The sequence below is a fragment of the Hydrogenophaga luteola genome, assembly GCF_042648585.1.
GTDB classification, from domain to species: Bacteria; Pseudomonadota; Gammaproteobacteria; order Burkholderiales; family Burkholderiaceae_C; genus Hydrogenophaga; species Hydrogenophaga luteola.
Map to the genome: position 1 here is coordinate 474,095 of NZ_JBHRXX010000002.1, position 16,103 is coordinate 490,197.

Annotated in this window: 15 protein-coding genes; 7 read left to right on the forward strand and 8 right to left on the reverse strand. The window is 66.2% G+C overall.

Going from position 1 to position 16,103, the window contains the following annotated elements:
- Window positions 1-4: 4 nt before the first annotated feature.
- The 7 genes from ACFOPI_RS06055 to ACFOPI_RS06085 are packed head-to-tail and all read right to left on the reverse strand — an operon-like array spanning window position 5 to window position 7,473.
- Window positions 5-688, reverse strand: coding sequence for a flavin reductase family protein (locus ACFOPI_RS06055; RefSeq protein ID WP_382172119.1), 684 nt, complete (start codon window positions 686-688; stop codon window positions 5-7).
- Between the two features lie 31 nt (window positions 689-719).
- On the reverse strand, window positions 720-2,498 hold the full coding sequence (locus tag ACFOPI_RS06060; RefSeq protein WP_382172121.1) for a tannase/feruloyl esterase family alpha/beta hydrolase: 1,779 nt from the start codon (window positions 2,496-2,498) through the stop codon (window positions 720-722).
- 37 nt (window positions 2,499-2,535) lie between these two features.
- Window positions 2,536-3,531 carry a Bug family tripartite tricarboxylate transporter substrate binding protein gene (locus tag ACFOPI_RS06065; RefSeq protein ID WP_382172122.1) on the reverse strand — a complete coding sequence of 332 codons (996 nt, stop codon included), beginning with the start codon at window positions 3,529-3,531 and terminating at the stop codon, window positions 2,536-2,538.
- Between the two features lie 58 nt (window positions 3,532-3,589).
- Window positions 3,590-4,009 (reverse strand): acyl-CoA thioesterase, encoded by a 420-nt coding sequence (locus ACFOPI_RS06070; RefSeq protein ID WP_382172124.1) that lies wholly within the window; start codon window positions 4,007-4,009, stop codon window positions 3,590-3,592.
- Complete coding sequence (locus ACFOPI_RS06075; RefSeq protein WP_382172126.1) at window positions 4,009-4,773, reverse strand: SDR family NAD(P)-dependent oxidoreductase; 765 nt, start codon at window positions 4,771-4,773, stop codon at window positions 4,009-4,011. The genes ACFOPI_RS06070 and ACFOPI_RS06075 overlap by 1 nt, the downstream gene beginning before the upstream one ends.
- A 14-nt stretch (window positions 4,774-4,787) precedes the next feature.
- Complete coding sequence (locus ACFOPI_RS06080) at window positions 4,788-6,644, reverse strand: feruloyl-CoA synthase (protein WP_382172128.1); 1,857 nt, start codon at window positions 6,642-6,644, stop codon at window positions 4,788-4,790.
- Between the two features lie 37 nt (window positions 6,645-6,681).
- Window positions 6,682-7,473, reverse strand: a complete 792-nt coding sequence (locus ACFOPI_RS06085) for a crotonase/enoyl-CoA hydratase family protein (protein WP_382172130.1) — start codon at window positions 7,471-7,473, stop codon at window positions 6,682-6,684.
- Between the two features lie 126 nt (window positions 7,474-7,599).
- Between ACFOPI_RS06085 and ACFOPI_RS06090 the strand changes: the two genes are divergently transcribed.
- Together ACFOPI_RS06090 and ACFOPI_RS06095 are read left to right on the forward strand one after the other, a co-directional pair.
- The gene (locus ACFOPI_RS06090) at window positions 7,600-8,463 is read left to right on the forward strand and encodes an amidohydrolase family protein (RefSeq protein WP_382172132.1); all 864 of its coding nucleotides are present in this window, start codon (window positions 7,600-7,602) and stop codon (window positions 8,461-8,463) included.
- 53 nt (window positions 8,464-8,516) lie between these two features.
- Window positions 8,517-9,545, forward strand: a complete 1,029-nt coding sequence (locus ACFOPI_RS06095; protein WP_382172134.1) for a TRAP transporter substrate-binding protein — start codon at window positions 8,517-8,519, stop codon at window positions 9,543-9,545.
- Between the two features lie 36 nt (window positions 9,546-9,581).
- On the opposite strand, the gene ACFOPI_RS06100 is transcribed toward ACFOPI_RS06095, so the two are convergent.
- Complete coding sequence (locus ACFOPI_RS06100; RefSeq protein WP_382172136.1) at window positions 9,582-10,712, reverse strand: 5-methyltetrahydropteroyltriglutamate--homocysteine S-methyltransferase; 1,131 nt, start codon at window positions 10,710-10,712, stop codon at window positions 9,582-9,584.
- Window positions 10,713-10,851: 139 nt separating this feature from the next.
- Between ACFOPI_RS06100 and ACFOPI_RS06105 the strand changes: the two genes are divergently transcribed.
- The 5 genes from ACFOPI_RS06105 (at window position 10,852) to ACFOPI_RS06125 (ending at window position 16,004) form a co-directional block, all read left to right on the forward strand.
- Window positions 10,852-11,646: a GntR family transcriptional regulator gene (locus tag ACFOPI_RS06105; RefSeq protein ID WP_382172137.1), complete on the forward strand. Its 795-nt coding sequence runs from the start codon at window positions 10,852-10,854 to the stop codon at window positions 11,644-11,646.
- Between the two features lie 37 nt (window positions 11,647-11,683).
- Entirely contained in the window at window positions 11,684-12,721 is a 1,038-nt protein-coding gene (locus tag ACFOPI_RS06110; protein WP_382172139.1) for a TRAP transporter substrate-binding protein, read from the forward strand.
- 239 nt (window positions 12,722-12,960) lie between these two features.
- Window positions 12,961-13,989: a TRAP transporter substrate-binding protein gene (locus ACFOPI_RS06115; RefSeq protein WP_382172141.1), complete on the forward strand. Its 1,029-nt coding sequence runs from the start codon at window positions 12,961-12,963 to the stop codon at window positions 13,987-13,989.
- 157 nt (window positions 13,990-14,146) lie between these two features.
- Complete coding sequence (locus tag ACFOPI_RS06120) at window positions 14,147-14,668, forward strand: TRAP transporter small permease (protein ID WP_382172143.1); 522 nt, start codon at window positions 14,147-14,149, stop codon at window positions 14,666-14,668.
- A 19-nt stretch (window positions 14,669-14,687) separates the two neighbouring features.
- On the forward strand, window positions 14,688-16,004 hold the full coding sequence (locus ACFOPI_RS06125; protein WP_382172145.1) for a TRAP transporter large permease: 1,317 nt from the start codon (window positions 14,688-14,690) through the stop codon (window positions 16,002-16,004).
- Window positions 16,005-16,103 lie beyond the last annotated feature (99 nt).

The following is a 16,103-nucleotide window of genomic DNA, read 5'->3' on the forward strand; positions in this document are numbered from 1 at the left end:
AACGTCAGCGGCCGCCTGTGGCGGCCTGGGTCTTGTCGGGCGAGCCTTCCAGGCCGGCCAGCAGCGCCTGGTTGCTGCCCGGAATGACCATCTGGAACTTGTTGTCGACCACGGTGTAGTCGTAGTAGCCCATGCGCGCGATGGGCTGGATCTTGAGCACGTCGACCAGGCCGTTGCCGTCGATGTAGGCGTCGTCGATGTGGATGCCGACCACGCGGCCGAACACCACGTCCACCGTGCCCATGGGCGGGCGGCCGGGGAAGCGCACGGTGTTGAGGTACTCGCACTCGAACTGGATGGGCGAGCCCTTGACGCGCCTGGGTTTCACCAGGCGGCTCTCCAGCTTCTCCAGCCCGGCGCGCTCGAACTCATCGACCCCGTGTGGCAGCTCCTCGGCGCTGATGTTGACCGCCTCGCGCAATGCATACGTGGCCATGTTCCAGACGAACTGCCCCATCTGCTCGGCGTTGCGCACCGAGTCCTTGCGTTCGCCCTGCGTGCTCTGGTTGGCGCTGAACATGACGATGGGCGGGTCGAAGGTCACGTTCTGGAACTGGCTGTAGGGCGCGAGGTTGTCGCGGCCCTGCGCGTCCACCGTGGAGATCCAGCCGATGGGTCGGGGAATCACGCAGGACTTGAACGGGTCGTGCGGCAGGCCGTGGGGGGTCTTGCCCGGTTCGTAGTACACGGTGGAGCTCCGTTCGGTGGACGCGTGGGGATCAGCGGCAGGCGAAGCTGGACGCGTCTTCCATCGGTCCGGACCCCTTGTAGGTCGCAACCGTGGGGTAGGCGCACAGCGGCCGGCTGCGGTTGGGCGCCCAGCTGGCTGGCACCTCGTTGTTGGCGCCGCCAGGGTTGCCCACGCCGCGCGCGGTGGCCTTCACGGCCTGGGGTGCTTCGCCCTGTTCGACCCATTTCACCAGCGGCGAAAGCAGGTCGAACTGGTCGGTGGACGGGCCGCCACTGCAGTGCGCCATGCCCGGCACCGGGAAGTAGCGCGCGAAGCTGTCGGCCTTGCCGCCCAGCGCCTGGTCCAGGCGCAGCATCCACTGGCGCGTGTCCTCGGCCGAGAAGATCGCATCGGCCACGCCGTGGTAGACGATCATCTTGGCGCCACGGTCCTTGAGCTTGGCCAGGTTCACCGGGTTCTCGTGGCCCGGCGGTGTCATCAGCGACAGGCCGGATTCGCGGTAGACCTCGTTGGTGGCGCTGAACATCGGCAGGCGCGCATTGATGTCGACCTTGAGCGGATCGAACATGCCCGGCGGCACGCTGAACACGGTGCCGACCGACAGCGGGTCGAGGGCCACCGAGTTGGCGAACTTCCAGGTGCCCCAGTTGTCACCGGCCAGGCCCGGGTCGAACGGGAACGCCGAGTAGATCGCCTGGCCCGAGGATGTGCGGCCACCGGCGAACACGTTGGCCACCACGTCCTTCTGGGCCGCGCTCAGGCACGAGCCGTTGCGGTCGCCGGAGCAGGTGGGCACGTCGGTCTTGACGTTGAACGCGGTCTGGCAGGCCTGCATGGCCTGGACCATGCCGTCTTTGGCGCCGTCCAGCGCGTCGCATTTGCCCAGGATGGCGTCGGCCACCAGCTGGCGCTCGGCCTTGGTGAAAGCGCCGCTCAGATCGGGGATCTTGGCGGTGGGGTTGAGCGGGTGCTGGGTGGTGGCGCCGGGCACGGCCAGCGGTGCCCACTGCTGCGCGCCCCAGAGCTGGGCCAGGGCGGCGTTGGGCAGGCGGTAGCCGGGCGCACCGACGAGGTAGCCGTCGTAGGCCTGGCCCCGCGCCGCCTCGACCATGGCATGGCGCCCACCGTTGGAGCAGCCACCCAAGTAGGACCGGTCCGGTCCCTTGCCGTAGGCTGCGGCGATCAGTGCCTTGGCCATGGGCGTCAGCTTGGCCACGGCCTGGTAGCCGTAGTCCAGCCGCGACTGGGGCTCCAGACCGAAGTAGGGTGTCTGCGGGCCCGAGTGGCCGGCGTCGGAGCTGATCACGGCGAAGCCCTGCATCAGCGCACCGGTCAGCGGACCGCCGCCCAGCGCGCCTTCGGCCGGGCGCACATTGCCGTCCAGTCCGCCGTTGCCCTGGTAGTAGAAGCGGCCGTTCCAGGCCTTGGGCAGGCGCATCTCGAAGCCGATGGCGTAGTCGCGCCCGTCGCTGCCCTTGCGCTTGTGCATCGCGCCCTTGACGAGGCAGTGCTCGGCCACCGGGTTGCCGCCAGTGGGCTGCGCTGGTGCGGCACCTTGCGGCAGCGGGCGCGAGTGTTCGTGCCCACCCAGTCGCAGCGTGCCTGCCGCTACCACGGTCGCCGATTCAATGGCGGTCTGGTCGTGGCGGAAGCTGGTGGCCAGGGTTTCACATTGCTGAAGGGCGGCACCTTTGGCGACGCCGGACGGGCCGGCTTTGTGTGCCGGCCCCATCTGGGAGCAGGCGGTCAGCGCGAGCGCAGGGATCGCCGCCAGAGCTAGGCGGCGGGGCGAGGGGGAACGCTTCATGAAGGACCTCTTGAAGACAGGCAGCGGACAGAGCGGATCAGGACTCGGCGGTGAAACCGATTTTCTTGACCAGCGGGCCCCAGAAGTCGTAGTAGTACTTCATGCTCTTGGCCATGTCTTCGGGCGAGCCACCCACCGGCACCATGGCCGAGAGGGCCAGGCTGTCGATGACGGTCTTTTCCTTGAGCGCGGCGTTGATGGCCTGGTTGGCGGAGGTGACCACGGCGGCCGGCGTCTTGGCGGGTGCATAGAAGCCGAACCACTCCTCGACCACCAGATCCGGGAAGCCCTGCTCGGCGAAGGTGGGCACGTCGGGCACGAAGGTCGAGCGCTGCTTGCCGGAGGTGGCGATGATGCGCAGCTTGCCGGCCTTGTGGTTGGGCAGGAAGTCGCCGTGCGGCGTGAACATCGAGGCGAGCGCACCACCGATCACGTCGGTGATGCCCGGAATGGAGCCGCGGTAGGGCACGTGCTTGAGTTCGACGCCGGCTTCGATGCCCAGCAGCGCGCCCAGGAAGTGCGGCGTGGAGCCTGCGGCCGGCGAGCCGTAGTTGGCCAGGTTGGGGTTGGCCTTGCACCAGGCCAGGTAGTCCTTCACCGTCTTCACCGAGGCCGGCACCATCGGGCCGACCGCCAGACCATGCGCCAGCATCGAGGCCATGGCCACCGGCACCAGGTCCTTGAACGGGTCGTAGCTCAGCTGCTTGTAGATGTGCGGGTAGATCGACATCATTGAATACGGCGTGAGCAGCAGCGTGGCGCCGTCGGGCGCGGCATTCTTCACCGACTCCACGGCGATGCGGCCGGCTGCGCCGGTCTTGTTCTCCACCACCGCGGCGTTCTTGGTGTAGGCGCTGCCGCCCAGCTTGTCGCCAATGCGGCGGCTGGTCACGTCGGCGCTGCCGCCGGCGGGAAAACCGTTGACGATCTTGACCTGTTCGAGCCCCTGGGCGTGGGCGCTCTGAATGCCAAGACTGGCCAGCAGGGTGGAGGCGGCGGACGCCTGGATGAACTGACGGCGGGCAATGCTCATGGTGTTGTCTCCGGTGGTGGTGGTTGAAAAAGCGGACCCTTCTGCGAGGGTTTCGGAATCAGGTGCACAGAGCCCGGATGTCGGGCGGTATCGGGACGGCCTTGATGCGGTCCGGGTTGGCCGGATCGCGCATGCAGAAGGCGCGGGTTTCTTCGCCTTCGCACAGCAGGTCGTCACCGCGTTTGACAAGGTGTTTGTGGATCAACACCTTCTCGCGCCACTCGGTGACGCTGGTGTGGACCTGCAGGCGCTCGCCATAGGTGGCTGGCTTGAAGAACTTCGTGTGGATCTCCAGCAGCGGCGTGCCGATGATCCCGGTCGTTTTCTGCAGCTCGCGCCAGGGCGGCACGCCGCACTTCACGAAGAAGTTCAGCGACGAGGCGTCCATCCACTTGCTGAAGTTGGGGAAGAAGACGATGCCGGCGGGATCGCAGTCGCCGAACATCACCTCCACCTCGTAGACGACGACTTTGCTCATCAGCGGGGAGCCATTCTGAGCGCGCCGTCGAGGCGGATGACCTCGCCGTTGAGGTGGCCATTGCTCACGATGTGGGTCGCCAGTTGCGCGAACTCCTCCGGCTTGCCCAGGCGGTTGGGGAAGGGGATGCTCTTGGCCAGCGACTCCTGCACCGGCTCGGGCAGCTCCTTCATCAGCGGTGTGGCAAACAGGCCGGGGGCGATGGTGCAGACGCGAATGCCGTGCTGCGCGAGGTCGCGCGCCATCGGCAGCGTCATGCCGACCACGCCGGCCTTGGATGCGCTGTAGGCCTGCTGGCCCACCTGGCCGTCGAAGGCGGCCACGCTGGCTGTGAACACCATCACACCGCGTTCGCCGTCTTCCAGCGGTTCCAGCTTCGCGCAGGCGGCGGCGAACAGGCGGGCCGCGTTGTAGGTGCCGATCAGGTTGACGTTGATGACGCGGGCAAAGTCGGCCAGCGGGGCGGCGTTGCCGTCCTTGCCGACCACGCGCTTGGCGCTGCCGATGCCGGCGATCTGCATCAGGATGCGCGCCGGGCCATGGGCCGCAGAGGCGGTCTCGATGGCGGCCTGCATGCTGGCCTCGTCCGAGACGTTGCAGGGCACCGCCACGCCGCCGATGTCGGCCGCCACGCGCTGTGCGTTCTCCAGGTTCAGGTCGAGCACCGCGACCTTGGCGCCCAGACGGGCGAGTTCGCGGGCCGTGGCCTCGCCGAGGCCGGAGCCACCGCCGGTGACGAGGGCGGCGTGTCCTTGGATGTTCATGGAAGTGCTCCTGTTCAGGCGGTCGGTTTGATGATGTAGCGCAGCTCATCGCTGTGCAGCTTGGCGACGGTGTCGGCGCGGTGTGTGAGCACGGCGCGCTGGTTGATCGAGCCCTTGTCGGTGATCTCGCCGCGGTCGATGGTGGGCGGGTCGGCCAGCAGGCACAGGCGCGCGATGCGGTTGGCCGAGCCGGTGGCGTTTTTCGCCAGCTCGTCCACGATCTTCTGGAACTGCGCCAGCACACCGGGGGTGTCCAGCACGTCGTGCATCGAGGCATCGGCCGGCAGCCCCGAGAGCTGGCGCACGGCCGCGGTCGGGAACACCATGGCACCGACCTCCTTCATGTTCAGACCGGTGAGCACCACGTCCTGGATGTAGGGCGCGCCGGCCGCGATGATCTTGCCGCGCAGCGGGCCGACGCTGACGAAGGTGCCGGTGGCGAGCTTGAAGTCCTCGGCGATGCGGCCGTCGAACTTCAGGCCCTGGTGCACGTCGGTCTCGTCGATCCACTTCACCGCGTCACCGGTCTTGAAGAAGCCTTCTTCGTCGAAGGCCTCGGCCGTCTCCGCGGGCTGGCGCCAGTACCCGGGCGTGATGTTCGGGCCCTTGTAGCGCACCTCGGTCTTGCCCTGCATGTCCACCAGCTTGAGCTCGAGACCCGGCGTCGGCAAACCGAGGTCGCCAGCGTTCACGTTGGGGCTGGTGACGAAGATGCCGAAGGGGCCGGACTCGGTCATGCCCAGGCCCGTGCCCATGACGATGCGCTCGCCCACCTCGCGCTCGGCGCTCTCGAACAGGCTGTCCCAGATCGGCTGGGCCAGGGCGGCACCCGCGTAGAAGAACATGTTGACCTTGGCCAGCAGCGTCTTGCGCAGCAGGTCGTCGGTTTTCATCGCGTTGGCGATCGCCTCGAAACCGGTGGGCACGTTGAAGTACACCGTCGGCGAGATTTCGCGCAGGTTGCGCAGTGTCTCGTGCATCAGCGCCGGCGTGGGCTTGCCGTCGTCGATGTACATCGTGCCGCCGTGGTAGATCACCATGCCGAAGTTGTGGTTGCCGCCGAAGGTGTGGTTCCAGGGCAGCCAGTCCACCAGCACCAGCGGCTTCTCGGCCAGCACCGGCATCGAGGCCGTCATCTGGGCCTGGTTGGCGCACCACATGCGCTGGGTGTTGATCACCGCCTTGGGCAGCTTGGTGGAGCCGGAGGTGAACAGGAACTTGGTGATGGTGTCGGGGCCGGTGGCGGCCATCGCGGCGTCAATGGCCGGAGCCGGCTCGGTGGCCATCAGGGCGGCGAAAGAGGTCGTGTCGCGGCCCGGCACGGTGCCGTTCGTGCAGACCAGCTCCACATCCTCTGCCACGGTCGCGAGCATGGCGCGGCTGTAGCGCAGCGCGTCGCTGGCGAACACCATGCCCGGAGTGAGCGTCTTGATGACGTGCTTGAGCTTGTCGTAGTCCTGGCTGACCAGCGAGTAGGCGGGCGAGGTCGGGCAGTACGGGATGCCGGCGTACAGGCAGCCCAGCGCGAGCAGGGCGTGTTCGAGGTCGTTCTCGCTCAGGATCAGCACCGGGCGCTCGGCCGAGAGGCCGCGGTTGACCAGGCCCTGGCCGATGCGTCGGGCGGCGTCCAGCGCCTGCGCGAAGCTGATGTGCGTCCAGTCGCCGCTGCTGCCGTCGGCGTTCTTGACGCGGCGCGCGAACAGGGTCTGGTCGGGGCGCTCTTTGGCCCAGTGCACCAGACGGTCGGTCAGGCGCTCGGGGTAGGGGCCCAGGTCCTGGTCGGCGCGCAGGTAGTGCACGCCGGTCTCGCCGTCGCGCAGGGTGGCGCGGGTGACGCCGAATTTCAGGGGGCGGTATTTCGCTGTGCTCATGTTGTCTCCACGGTTCTTTTGTACGGCGCCTGCTCGGTCAATCGGCTTTCTTGACTTTGGCCGCCTTGCCTTCGAGGAAGGCACGAACCCGCGCCTTGGCTTCCGGTGCCGACTGCGCAATCGAGGCCATCAGGGCTTCGGTGAACAGGCCATGGTCGGTCGGCTGTTCGGCGATGCGAGGCAGGGCGTGCATGAGCGCGAAGTTGGTCATGCGGGCGTTGGTGGCGATGCGCGTGGCCAGCTCGATGGCCTTGTCGCGCGCCGTGCCGGTGGGCACGAGATACTGCGCCAGACCCACGCGCTCGCCGTCGGCGGCGTTGTAGACGCGGCCCGTCAGCATCATGTCGGTCATGCGGGCGGCGCCGATCAGCTTGGGCACGCGCACCGCGCCACCGCCGCCGACGAAGATGCCGCGCGTGCCTTCGGGCAGGGCGTAGAAAGTGGTCTCGTCGGCCACACGGATGTGGCAGGCGCTGGCCAGCTCCAGGCCGCCGCCCACCACCGCACCGTGCAGCGCGGCGATCACGGGCACGGTGCCCTTCTCCACGCAGTCCAGCGCCGCGTGCCACATGCGCGAATGGAACACACCTTCGGCTGCGTCGCGCTCGCTCAGCTCGGACAGGTCCAGCCCGGCGCAGAAGTGCTCGCCCTCACCGTCGATCACCGCCGCCTTCACGCTGGCGGGCAGGTTCTGGAACGCATCGCGGATCGCCAGGATCAGACCGTCGTTGAGCGCGTTGCGCTTGGCCGGACGGGTCAGGGTGACGATGGCGATTTCCTGTTGCTCGCCGTGCAGCTGCACGCTCAGGTCGGGGTGTTGGGTGGTCATGGTGGTTCGGGTTTTGGAGCTTGTTGGGTGGTGGAATTATTGTTATAAACAATAACCAAATCAAGCAGTACCCCGCAACATAGACCCCCGTATTTACCCTAGTGCCATCTTCACAAGGAGACCATGATGGACCACCAGAACCTGATCGCGATCGACATCCACACCCACGCCGAAGTGAGCTGCTGGAACCCGTTCGACAACTACGGCGAAGAGTACGACCGCGCTGCCGACAAGTACTTCGGCAGCAACCGCCGGCCCACCATCGCCGAGACCATCGCCTACTACCGCGAGCGCAAGATCGGCCTGGTGATGTTTACCGTGGACAGCGAGTCCAAGCTGGGCCGCCGCCGCATTCCCAATGAAGAGATCGCCCAGGCTGCGCGCGAGAACAGCGACATGATGATGGCGTTCGCCAGCATCGACCCGCACAAGGGCAAGATGGGCGCGCGCGAGGCGGAACGCCTGATCAAGGAAGAGGGCGTCAAAGGCTTCAAGTTCCACCCCACGGTGCAGGGCTACCACCCCTACGACAAGATGGCCTGGCCGATCTACGAGGTGATCAACGAGCACAAGATGCCGGCCATCTTCCACACCGGCCACAGCGGCATCGGCAGCGGCATGCGCTGCGGCGGCGGCCTGCGGCTGGAGTACAGCAACCCCATGCACCTGGACGATGTGGCCATCGACTGGCCCGACATGCAGATCGTGATGGCGCACCCCAGCTTCCCCTGGCAGGACGAGGCGCTGTCGGTGGCCACGCACAAGCCCAACGTGTGGATCGACCTCTCGGGCTGGAGCCCCAAGTACTTCCCCAAGCAACTGGTGCAGTACGCCAACACCCTGCTCAAGGACCGCATCCTGTTCGGCAGCGACTACCCGCTGATCACACCCGAGCGCTGGATGAAGGACTTCGAGGTGGCCGGCTTCAAGCCTGAGGTGATGCCCGGGATCCTCAAGGGCAATGCCGTGCGCCTGCTGGGCCTGGCCTGATCCGTTTTCCGTTTCTTTTCAACCATCCATCCTCTCAAGAAGGAGACAAGACCATGTCCCCATGGAAGTTCAAACTGGCCGGCGTGGCGCTGGCCGCTGCCACCAGCATGGGCGCGTTCGCCCAGGAAGTGACGCTGCGCCTGCACCAGTTCCTGCCGCCGCAGGGCACCATCCCGGCCAAGGCCATCACGCCCTGGATCAAGAAGATCGAGACCGAGTCCAACGGCCGCATCAAGATCCAGATGTTCAGTGCCATGCAGCTGGGCGGCACGCCGCCGCAGTTGTACGACCAGGCGCGTGACGGCGTGGCCGACATCACCTGGACGGTGCTGGGCTACACACCGGGTCGCTTCATGAAGACCGAGGTCTTCGAGCTGCCTTTCCTGACCGGCCTGTCGTCGGAGGCCTCGTCCAAGGCGCTGTTTGAGTACGTGCAGAAGAACGCCATGGACGAGTTCAAGGATGTCAAGCTGCTGACGGTCCACACCCACGGCCCTGGCCTGCTGCACACCAAGCAGCCCGTGGTGGGGCTGGAGTCGCTGCGCGGCATGAAGATCCGCGGCGGCACGCGCATCGTCAACAACATGCTGGTCAAGCTCGGCGCCACGCCGGTGGGCATGCCGGTGCCGGCGGTGACCGAAGCTTTGTCCAAGGGCGTGCTGGACGGCACCACGATTCCCTGGGAAGTGGGCCCGTCGCTCAAGGTGAACGAGCTGGTGAAGAACCACACCACCTTTGCCGGAGGCAATGGCCTCTACGTCACCACCTTCGCGCTGTCGATGAACAAGTCGGCTTACGAGAAGCTGCCGGCCGACCTGAAGAAGGTGATCGACAACAACTCGGGCATCGAGACCGCGGCGTTCTTCGGCAAGGCCATGGACGAGGGTGACAAGGTCGGTCGCGAGATCGCGCTCAAGGGCGGCAACAAGATCACCGAGCTGGAGCTTGCCGAAGTGCAGCGCTGGCGGCGCACCGCCTCGACCGTCGAGTCCGACTGGATCAACGAGGTCAAGGGCAAGGGCATCGATGGCGCGAAGCTGCTGTCGGAAGCCAAGGCGTCCATGGCCAAGTACTCGAAGTAAAAAAAGAAACCGCCTCACGGCGGTTTCTTTTTGCGGTCAGAGGCTTCCCCAGACCTCGCGGGCGGCTTCCACCACCAGCTCGAGCTTCCTGCGCTGGTCTTCCACTGCGATGTTGTTGCCGTGCACGGTGGACGAGAAACCGCACTGCGGGCTGAGCGCCAGCTGGTCCAGCGGTGCGTACTGCGCGGCCTCGGCGATGCGGCGCTTGAGGTCGTCCTTGCTTTCGAGCTGGCCGAACTTGGTGGTGACCAGGCCCAGCACCACGGTCTTGCCGGGCTTGAGGAAACGCAGCGGGCGGAAGTCGCCCGAGCGGTCATCGTCGTACTCCATGAAGTAGGCGTCCAGGTGCATCTCCGAGAGCAGGGCCTCGGCCACCGGCTCGTAGTTGCCGGCCGCCGCGTGGGTGCTCTTGAAGTTGCCGCGGCACAGGTGCATGCACAGCGTCATGCCGGCCGGCTTGTGCGCCACCACCTTGTTGATGAAGGCCGCGTAGCGGTGCGGCAGCTCGTTGGGGTCGTCACCACGCTGGCGCGCCGCCTCGCGCATCTTCTCGTCGCACAGGTAGGCCATGTTGGTGTCGTCCATCTGCACATAGGTGCAGCCCGCGTCGGCCAGGCTCTGCAGCTCGTCGCCGTAGGCCTTGGCCACGTCGTCGTAGAACACCGGGTCCAGCTCGGGGTAGGCCTCTTTGCTGATGCCGGCGCGACCGCCGCGGAAGTGCAGCATGGTGGGCGAGGGGATGGTGACCTTGGGCACCAGGCCGGTGATGCCCAGCGCTTCCACCTGGCCTTTCAGGTACTGAAAGTCGGCCAGCTGGATGTTCTTGGCGTGGCGCACCTTGTCGATCACGCGGATCACCGGCGGTGCCAGTTCCTCGGTGCCGTCGGGCCGAACGATGGTGACCGGGATGTCGGTCTTGACGCCACCGAGCTGCTCCAGGAAGTCGATGTGGAAGTAGGTGCGGCGGAACTCGCCGTCGGTGATCGACTGCAGGCCCACGTCGGCCTGGAATTTCACGATCTCGGTGATCGCCTTGTCTTCCACGGCGCGCAGCTGCTCGGCGGTGATCGACTTCTTGTTGAAAAACTGGTCGCGCGCTTCGAGCAGGTAGGCCGGGCGCAGGAAAGAGCCGACATGGTCGGCACGGAACGGGATGCGGGTGCTCATGGTGTCTCCGTGTGGTGGTTGCCAACGGCATCGTAGCCAACACATCGGTGCTGTGTCTGGATACAGAGACTCATGGATTTCCCTGATATCGGGTTCTCTCTGAGGGATTTTTTCGGGTTTCTGTATACATTGGGTATCCATGAACACGGTCCAGGACCATCAAGCCGATGCGGCGCTCGCCTCCACCCCCAGCGGATCGTCCGAGACCGCCCAGGTGCGCGCGCTGCTGCAACTGCGCGAGCTGATCCTCTCGGGTGAACTGGCTGGTGGCACCCGCATTGCGGAGCTGGCCATCGTCGAGCGGCTGGGCATGTCGCGCACCCCGATCCGCGCTGCGCTGGTGCGGCTGGAGCAGGAGGGCCTGCTCGAAGCCCTGCCCAGCGGCGGCTATGTGGTGCAGAGCTTTTCCGAACGCGATGTGGCCGACGCCATCGAACTGCGCGGCACGCTCGAAGGCCTGCTGGCCCGGCTGGCGGCCGAACGCGGCGCCCCCCTGGTGGTGCTGGCCGAGGCGCGGCAATGCCTGGACCGCATCGACGCGCTGCTGACCGCTCCCAAGCTGGACGACGAGGCGTTCTCCGCCTACGTCGCCCTCAACAGCCACTTCCACACGCTGCTCTACGAGCTGGCCGACAGCCCCACCATCACGCGCCAGCTGGAACGTGCCGCGAGCCTGCCGTTCGCGTCGCCCTCGGGCTTCGTGCTGCTGCAGGCGCAGTCCACCCGCGCGCGCGACATGCTCATCGTCGCGCAGGACCAGCACCGCCAGGTGCTGGACGCCATCGAGCAGCGCGAGGGCACACGCGCCGAGTCCATCATGCGCGAGCACTCGCGGCTGGCGCGCCGCAACCTGGCCGAGGTGCTGGCCGCGCACCCTTCCGAACCACTGGCCGGCAATATGCCGGCGATCCGCATGATCCGGCGCCGCCGCTGAACCCATCCATCCCGTTTTTCAACCCAAGGAGACACCCATGAAGCTCATTCCCCGTCGCACCGCCCTGGCCACCCTTGGCGCGGTGGCCGCCCTGGCGACGGCCGGCACCGCGATGGCCCAGACTGTGACGCTGCGCCTGCACCAGATGCTGCCGCCGCAGGCCACCATTCCCGCCAAGGCCATCGTGCCCTGGGCGCAGAAGGTCGAGGCGGAGTCCGGCGGCAAGATCAAGGTGCAGCTGTTCCACGCCATGCAGCTCGGTGGCGCGCCGCCGCAGCTGTTCGACCAGGCCAAGGACGGTGTGGTCGACCTCACCTGGACCGTGCTGGGCTACACGCCGGGGCGCTTTCCCAAGACCGAAGTGTTCGAACTGCCGTTCATGAGCAGCTCGGCCGAGGCCTCGTCCAGGGCCATCCAGGAATACGTCGAGAAGTTCGCGGCCGACGAGTTCAAGGACGTCAAGCTGATCGCGGTGCACACCCACGGCCCGGGCCTGTTCCACACCAAGCAGCCGGTGGTGGGGCTGGAGTCGCTGCGCGGCATGAAGATCCGCGGCGGCTCGCGCATTATCAACAACATGCTGACCAAGCTTGGTGCTACGCCGGTGGGCATGCCGGTGCCCGCGGTGACCGAGGCCCTGTCCAAGGGTGTGATCGACGGCACCACCATCCCCTGGGAAGTGACGCCCTCGCTGAAGGTGACCGAGCTGGTGAAGAACCACACCACCTTCGCTGGCAAGGAAGGCCTGTACACCCAGACCTTTGCGTTCTCGATGAACAAGGCGTCCTACGAGAAGCTGCCGCCGGACCTGAAGAAGGTGATCGACGACAACTCTGGTCAGGTGGCCGCCGCCCTGTTCGGCAAGGCCATGGACGACGGCGACAAGGCCGGGCGCGAGATTGCCGTCAAGGCCGGCAACAAGATCACCGAGCTGGAACTGGCCGAGGTGCAGCGCTGGAAGCGCACCGCCTCGACGGTGGAGACCGACTGGGTCAACGAGGTGAAGGCCAAGGGCATTGATGGCGCCAAGCTGGCGTCCGAGGCACGCGCGCTGATCGCGAAGTACAACAAGTAAGCCGGAGCTTGAGCTTCTGACGGCCGCCCCTTCGGGGGCGGTTTTTTGTTCAGGGGCCGCAGGGGCGCACACCCGGCGGTGCGGGGTGAAATTAACCATTTGGTACAGAGCAAACCGGCATAGCTGAAAGTCGCACCTGCTGCTTTTCAATAGGTCGCAAAGCGCGCACAGTGCAGCCGTTCTTCCGGGCTCCGGAAGTCGCCGACTGAGTTTCACCCTTTCCCCTGGACTTCGTTTTCATGAACTTGCTTCGCCGCGGCGCGCTGATCGCGCTGGCTTCCCTCGGTTTCTCCGGTCTGGCCCAGGCCCAGACCATCACCCTGCGTCTGCACCAGTTCCTGCCCCCGCAGGCCGCCATCCCGGCCAAGGCCATCATCCCCTGGGCCCGCAAGATCGAGGCCGAGTCGGGTGGCCGCATCAAGATCCAGGACTTCCACGCCATGCAGATGGGCGGCTCGCCGCCCCAGCTCTTCGATCAGGCGCGCGACGGCGTGGCCGACATCACCTGGACGGTGCTGGGCTACACCCCGGGCCGCTTCAACAAGTCCGAGGTGTTCGAGCTGCCTTTCATGTGCAGCGGCGGCCCCGAGAAGTGCTCGCGCGCCTTCCACGAGTACGTGGAGAAGAACGCTGCCGACGAATTCAAGTCGGTCAAGCTGCTGGCGGCCCACACCCACGGCCCCGGCCTGTTCCACACCAAGCAGCCGGTGGCGGGGCTGGAGAGCCTGCGCGGCATGAAGATCCGTGGCGGCTCGCGCATCATCAACAACATGCTGGTCAAGCTGGGCGCCACGCCGGTGGGCATGCCGGTGCCGGCCGTCACCGAGGCCCTGTCCAAGGGCGTGATCGACGGGGCGACCGTGCCCTGGGAAGTGGCGCCCTCCATCAAGCTCCCCGAGCTGGTGAAGAACCACACCAGTTTTGCCGGCAAGGAGGGCCTTTTCACCCAGACTTTTGCCCTCGTGATGAACCGCGCGTCCTACGACAAGTTGCCGGCCGACCTGAAGAAGGTGATCGACAACAACTCGGGCATTGAGCTGGCCGCCGCCTTCGGTCGCACCATGGACGAGGCCGACAAGGTCGGCCTGGCCATGGCGCAGAAGGCGGGCAACAACCTGGTGGCGCTCGATGTGGCCGAGACTCAGCGCTGGCGCCGTACCGCGTCGGTGGTCGAGTCCGACTGGGTGGCAGAAGTGAAGGGCAAGGGCATCGACGGCGCGAAGCTGGCCGCCGAGGCCCGCGCCCTGGTGGCAAAGCACAACAAATAAGAAGCGGATTTCCTGGTTTTCGGTTTCTCATTGAGAAATCTGTTTACCCATGTGAAATGATGGGATAGAGTCTCGCGCGCCGCCTACTGGGCGTGCGCAGACCCGTGTGAGAGACAATGGGCGCCCCGTGGCGCTCAAGACAACAAAGGACCCGAGGATGATTTCTTTCATATACCGCCTGGCCAACTGGACCGCCATCGTCGGCGGGATCGTGCTGGTGGCGCTGACGCTGATGGTGGTCGCCAGTGTGGCGGGGCGAGCCCTGATCGGGCTGGGTCTGGGGCCGGTGCCCGGCGACTTCGAGCTGGTCGAGGTGGGCGTGGGCATCGCCATCTTCTACTTCCTGCCCTGGTGCTACCTGCGCGGCGGCCACGCCACGGTGGACCTGCTCTACATGCACATGCCCAACTTGTTCAAGAAGGCCGTGGACCTGTTCAGCGACGTGGCCATGCTGCTGGTCTGGCTGGTGCTGACCTGGAAACTCTGGGAAGGCATGCTGGAGAAGAAGGAGTACCTGGAGACCACCTTCATCCTGCAGATGCCGATCTGGTGGGCCTATGCCTTCTGCCTGGTGGGTGCGGTGATCGGCTGCATCTGCTACGTCGCCAAGACCCTGACCCGCCTGGGGCTGGCCTCCGAGCCCAAGGGCTGGACCGTCGAAACCAACGTCAGCCACTGAGACCGAGAGCCTGAGCATCATGAGCAACATCCAACTGGCCCTCTGGTCCTTCCCCTTCCTGCTGCTGCTGATCTTCGTGCGCGTGCCGATCGGCCTGTCCATGCTGCTGTGCGGCCTGGGCGGTTCCTGGGTCATCTACGGCAATGCCGACCCGATCCTGAACCAGCTCAAGCAGGTCACGTTCACCACCTTCTCCAACTACAACCTGTCGGTGATCCCGCTGTTCCTGCTGATGGGGCAGTTCGCGGCGCTGGGCGGGCTCTCCCGCGCGCTGTTCAAGGCGGCCGAGGCCTGGATCGGCCACCGCAAGGGCGGCGTGGCGATGGCGGCGGTGGGTGCCTGTGCCGGCTTCGGCGCCATCTGCGGTTCTTCGCTGGCCACCGCGGCCACCATGGGCCAGGTGGCCCTGCCCGAACTCAAGCGCGCCGGTTACGCCGGCGGCATTTCCACCGCCTGCCTGGCCGCCGGCGGCACCCTGGGCATCCTGATTCCGCCCTCGGTGGTGCTGGTGATCTACGCCATCCTGACCGAGCAGAACATCGCCAAACTGTTCCTGGCCGCCTTCGTGCCCGGCATCCTGGCGGCCATCGGCTACATGATCACCATCGCCATCTATGCGCGCCTCAAGCCCCAAGAGATGGGCACCATGCCGCCCATGCCGATGAAGGAGCGCATCGCCGCCACCGTGGCCACCTGGCCCGTGATCGCGATCTTCGTCGTGGTGGTCGGCGGCATCTACACCGGCATCTTCACGCCCACCGAGGGCGCGGCCATCGGCGCGTTCTGCACCGGCATCGCGGCGTGGGCCAGCGGCGGCCTGAACCGCAAGACCCTGCTGGACTCGGTGCTGGGCACTGCCGTGGCCACCGGCATGATCTTCATGATCGTGCTCGGCGCCGGCCTCTACAACACCTTCCTGGCTCTGTCGCAGCTGCCGCAGGAAGCCGCAGGCGCGGTGGCCGGCTGGGGCCTGAGCCCGATCCTGGTGCTGGTCGCCATCCTGGTGCTGTATGTGATCCTGGGCTGCTTCATGGACTCGCTGTCCATGATCCTGCTGACCATCCCGGTGTTCTTCCCCATCATCATGGCGCTGGACTTCGGCCTCCCGCCCGAAGAGCTGGCCATCTGGTTCGGCATCCTGGTGCTGATCGTGGTGGAGGTGGGGCTGATCACGCCACCGGTGGGCATGAACCTGTTCGTCATCAACTCGATGGCCAAGGACACGCCCATCACCCACACCTACCGCGCCATCCTGCCTTTCGTGACCAGCGACTTCGTGCGCACCGCCATCCTGGTGGCGTTCCCCTCGATCACGCTGTTCGTGTTGCGCCTGTGATGTCCTTCGCCAGCCATCACGACCCTGCATAGCTGAAAGGGCCCGCAAGCAATTGCGGGCCTTTTTGCTGCTGGGTACATTGACCCTCGTTCCCGACCG

Excerpts from the sequence above, each read along its gene's own strand:
- ACFOPI_RS06060 (WP_382172121.1), bottom strand. The coding sequence starts at position 2,498 with ATGAAGCGTTCCCCCTCGCCCCGCCGCCTAGCTCTGGCGGCGATCCCT.
- ACFOPI_RS06065 (WP_382172122.1), bottom strand. The coding sequence starts at position 3,531 with ATGAGCATTGCCCGCCGTCAGTTCATCCAGGCGTCCGCCGCCTCCACC.
- ACFOPI_RS06070 (WP_382172124.1), bottom strand. The coding sequence starts at position 4,009 with ATGAGCAAAGTCGTCGTCTACGAGGTGGAGGTGATGTTCGGCGACTGC.
- ACFOPI_RS06075 (WP_382172126.1), bottom strand. The coding sequence starts at position 4,773 with ATGAACATCCAAGGACACGCCGCCCTCGTCACCGGCGGTGGCTCCGGC.
- ACFOPI_RS06080 (WP_382172128.1), bottom strand. The coding sequence starts at position 6,644 with ATGAGCACAGCGAAATACCGCCCCCTGAAATTCGGCGTCACCCGCGCC.
- ACFOPI_RS06085 (WP_382172130.1), bottom strand. The coding sequence starts at position 7,473 with ATGACCACCCAACACCCCGACCTGAGCGTGCAGCTGCACGGCGAGCAA.
- ACFOPI_RS06090 (WP_382172132.1), top strand. The coding sequence starts at position 7,600 with ATGGACCACCAGAACCTGATCGCGATCGACATCCACACCCACGCCGAA.
- ACFOPI_RS06095 (WP_382172134.1), top strand. The coding sequence starts at position 8,517 with ATGTCCCCATGGAAGTTCAAACTGGCCGGCGTGGCGCTGGCCGCTGCC.
- ACFOPI_RS06100 (WP_382172136.1), bottom strand. The coding sequence starts at position 10,712 with ATGAGCACCCGCATCCCGTTCCGTGCCGACCATGTCGGCTCTTTCCTG.
- ACFOPI_RS06105 (WP_382172137.1), top strand. The coding sequence starts at position 10,852 with ATGAACACGGTCCAGGACCATCAAGCCGATGCGGCGCTCGCCTCCACC.
- ACFOPI_RS06110 (WP_382172139.1), top strand. The coding sequence starts at position 11,684 with ATGAAGCTCATTCCCCGTCGCACCGCCCTGGCCACCCTTGGCGCGGTG.
- ACFOPI_RS06115 (WP_382172141.1), top strand. The coding sequence starts at position 12,961 with ATGAACTTGCTTCGCCGCGGCGCGCTGATCGCGCTGGCTTCCCTCGGT.
- ACFOPI_RS06120 (WP_382172143.1), top strand. The coding sequence starts at position 14,147 with ATGATTTCTTTCATATACCGCCTGGCCAACTGGACCGCCATCGTCGGC.
- ACFOPI_RS06125 (WP_382172145.1), top strand. The coding sequence starts at position 14,688 with ATGAGCAACATCCAACTGGCCCTCTGGTCCTTCCCCTTCCTGCTGCTG.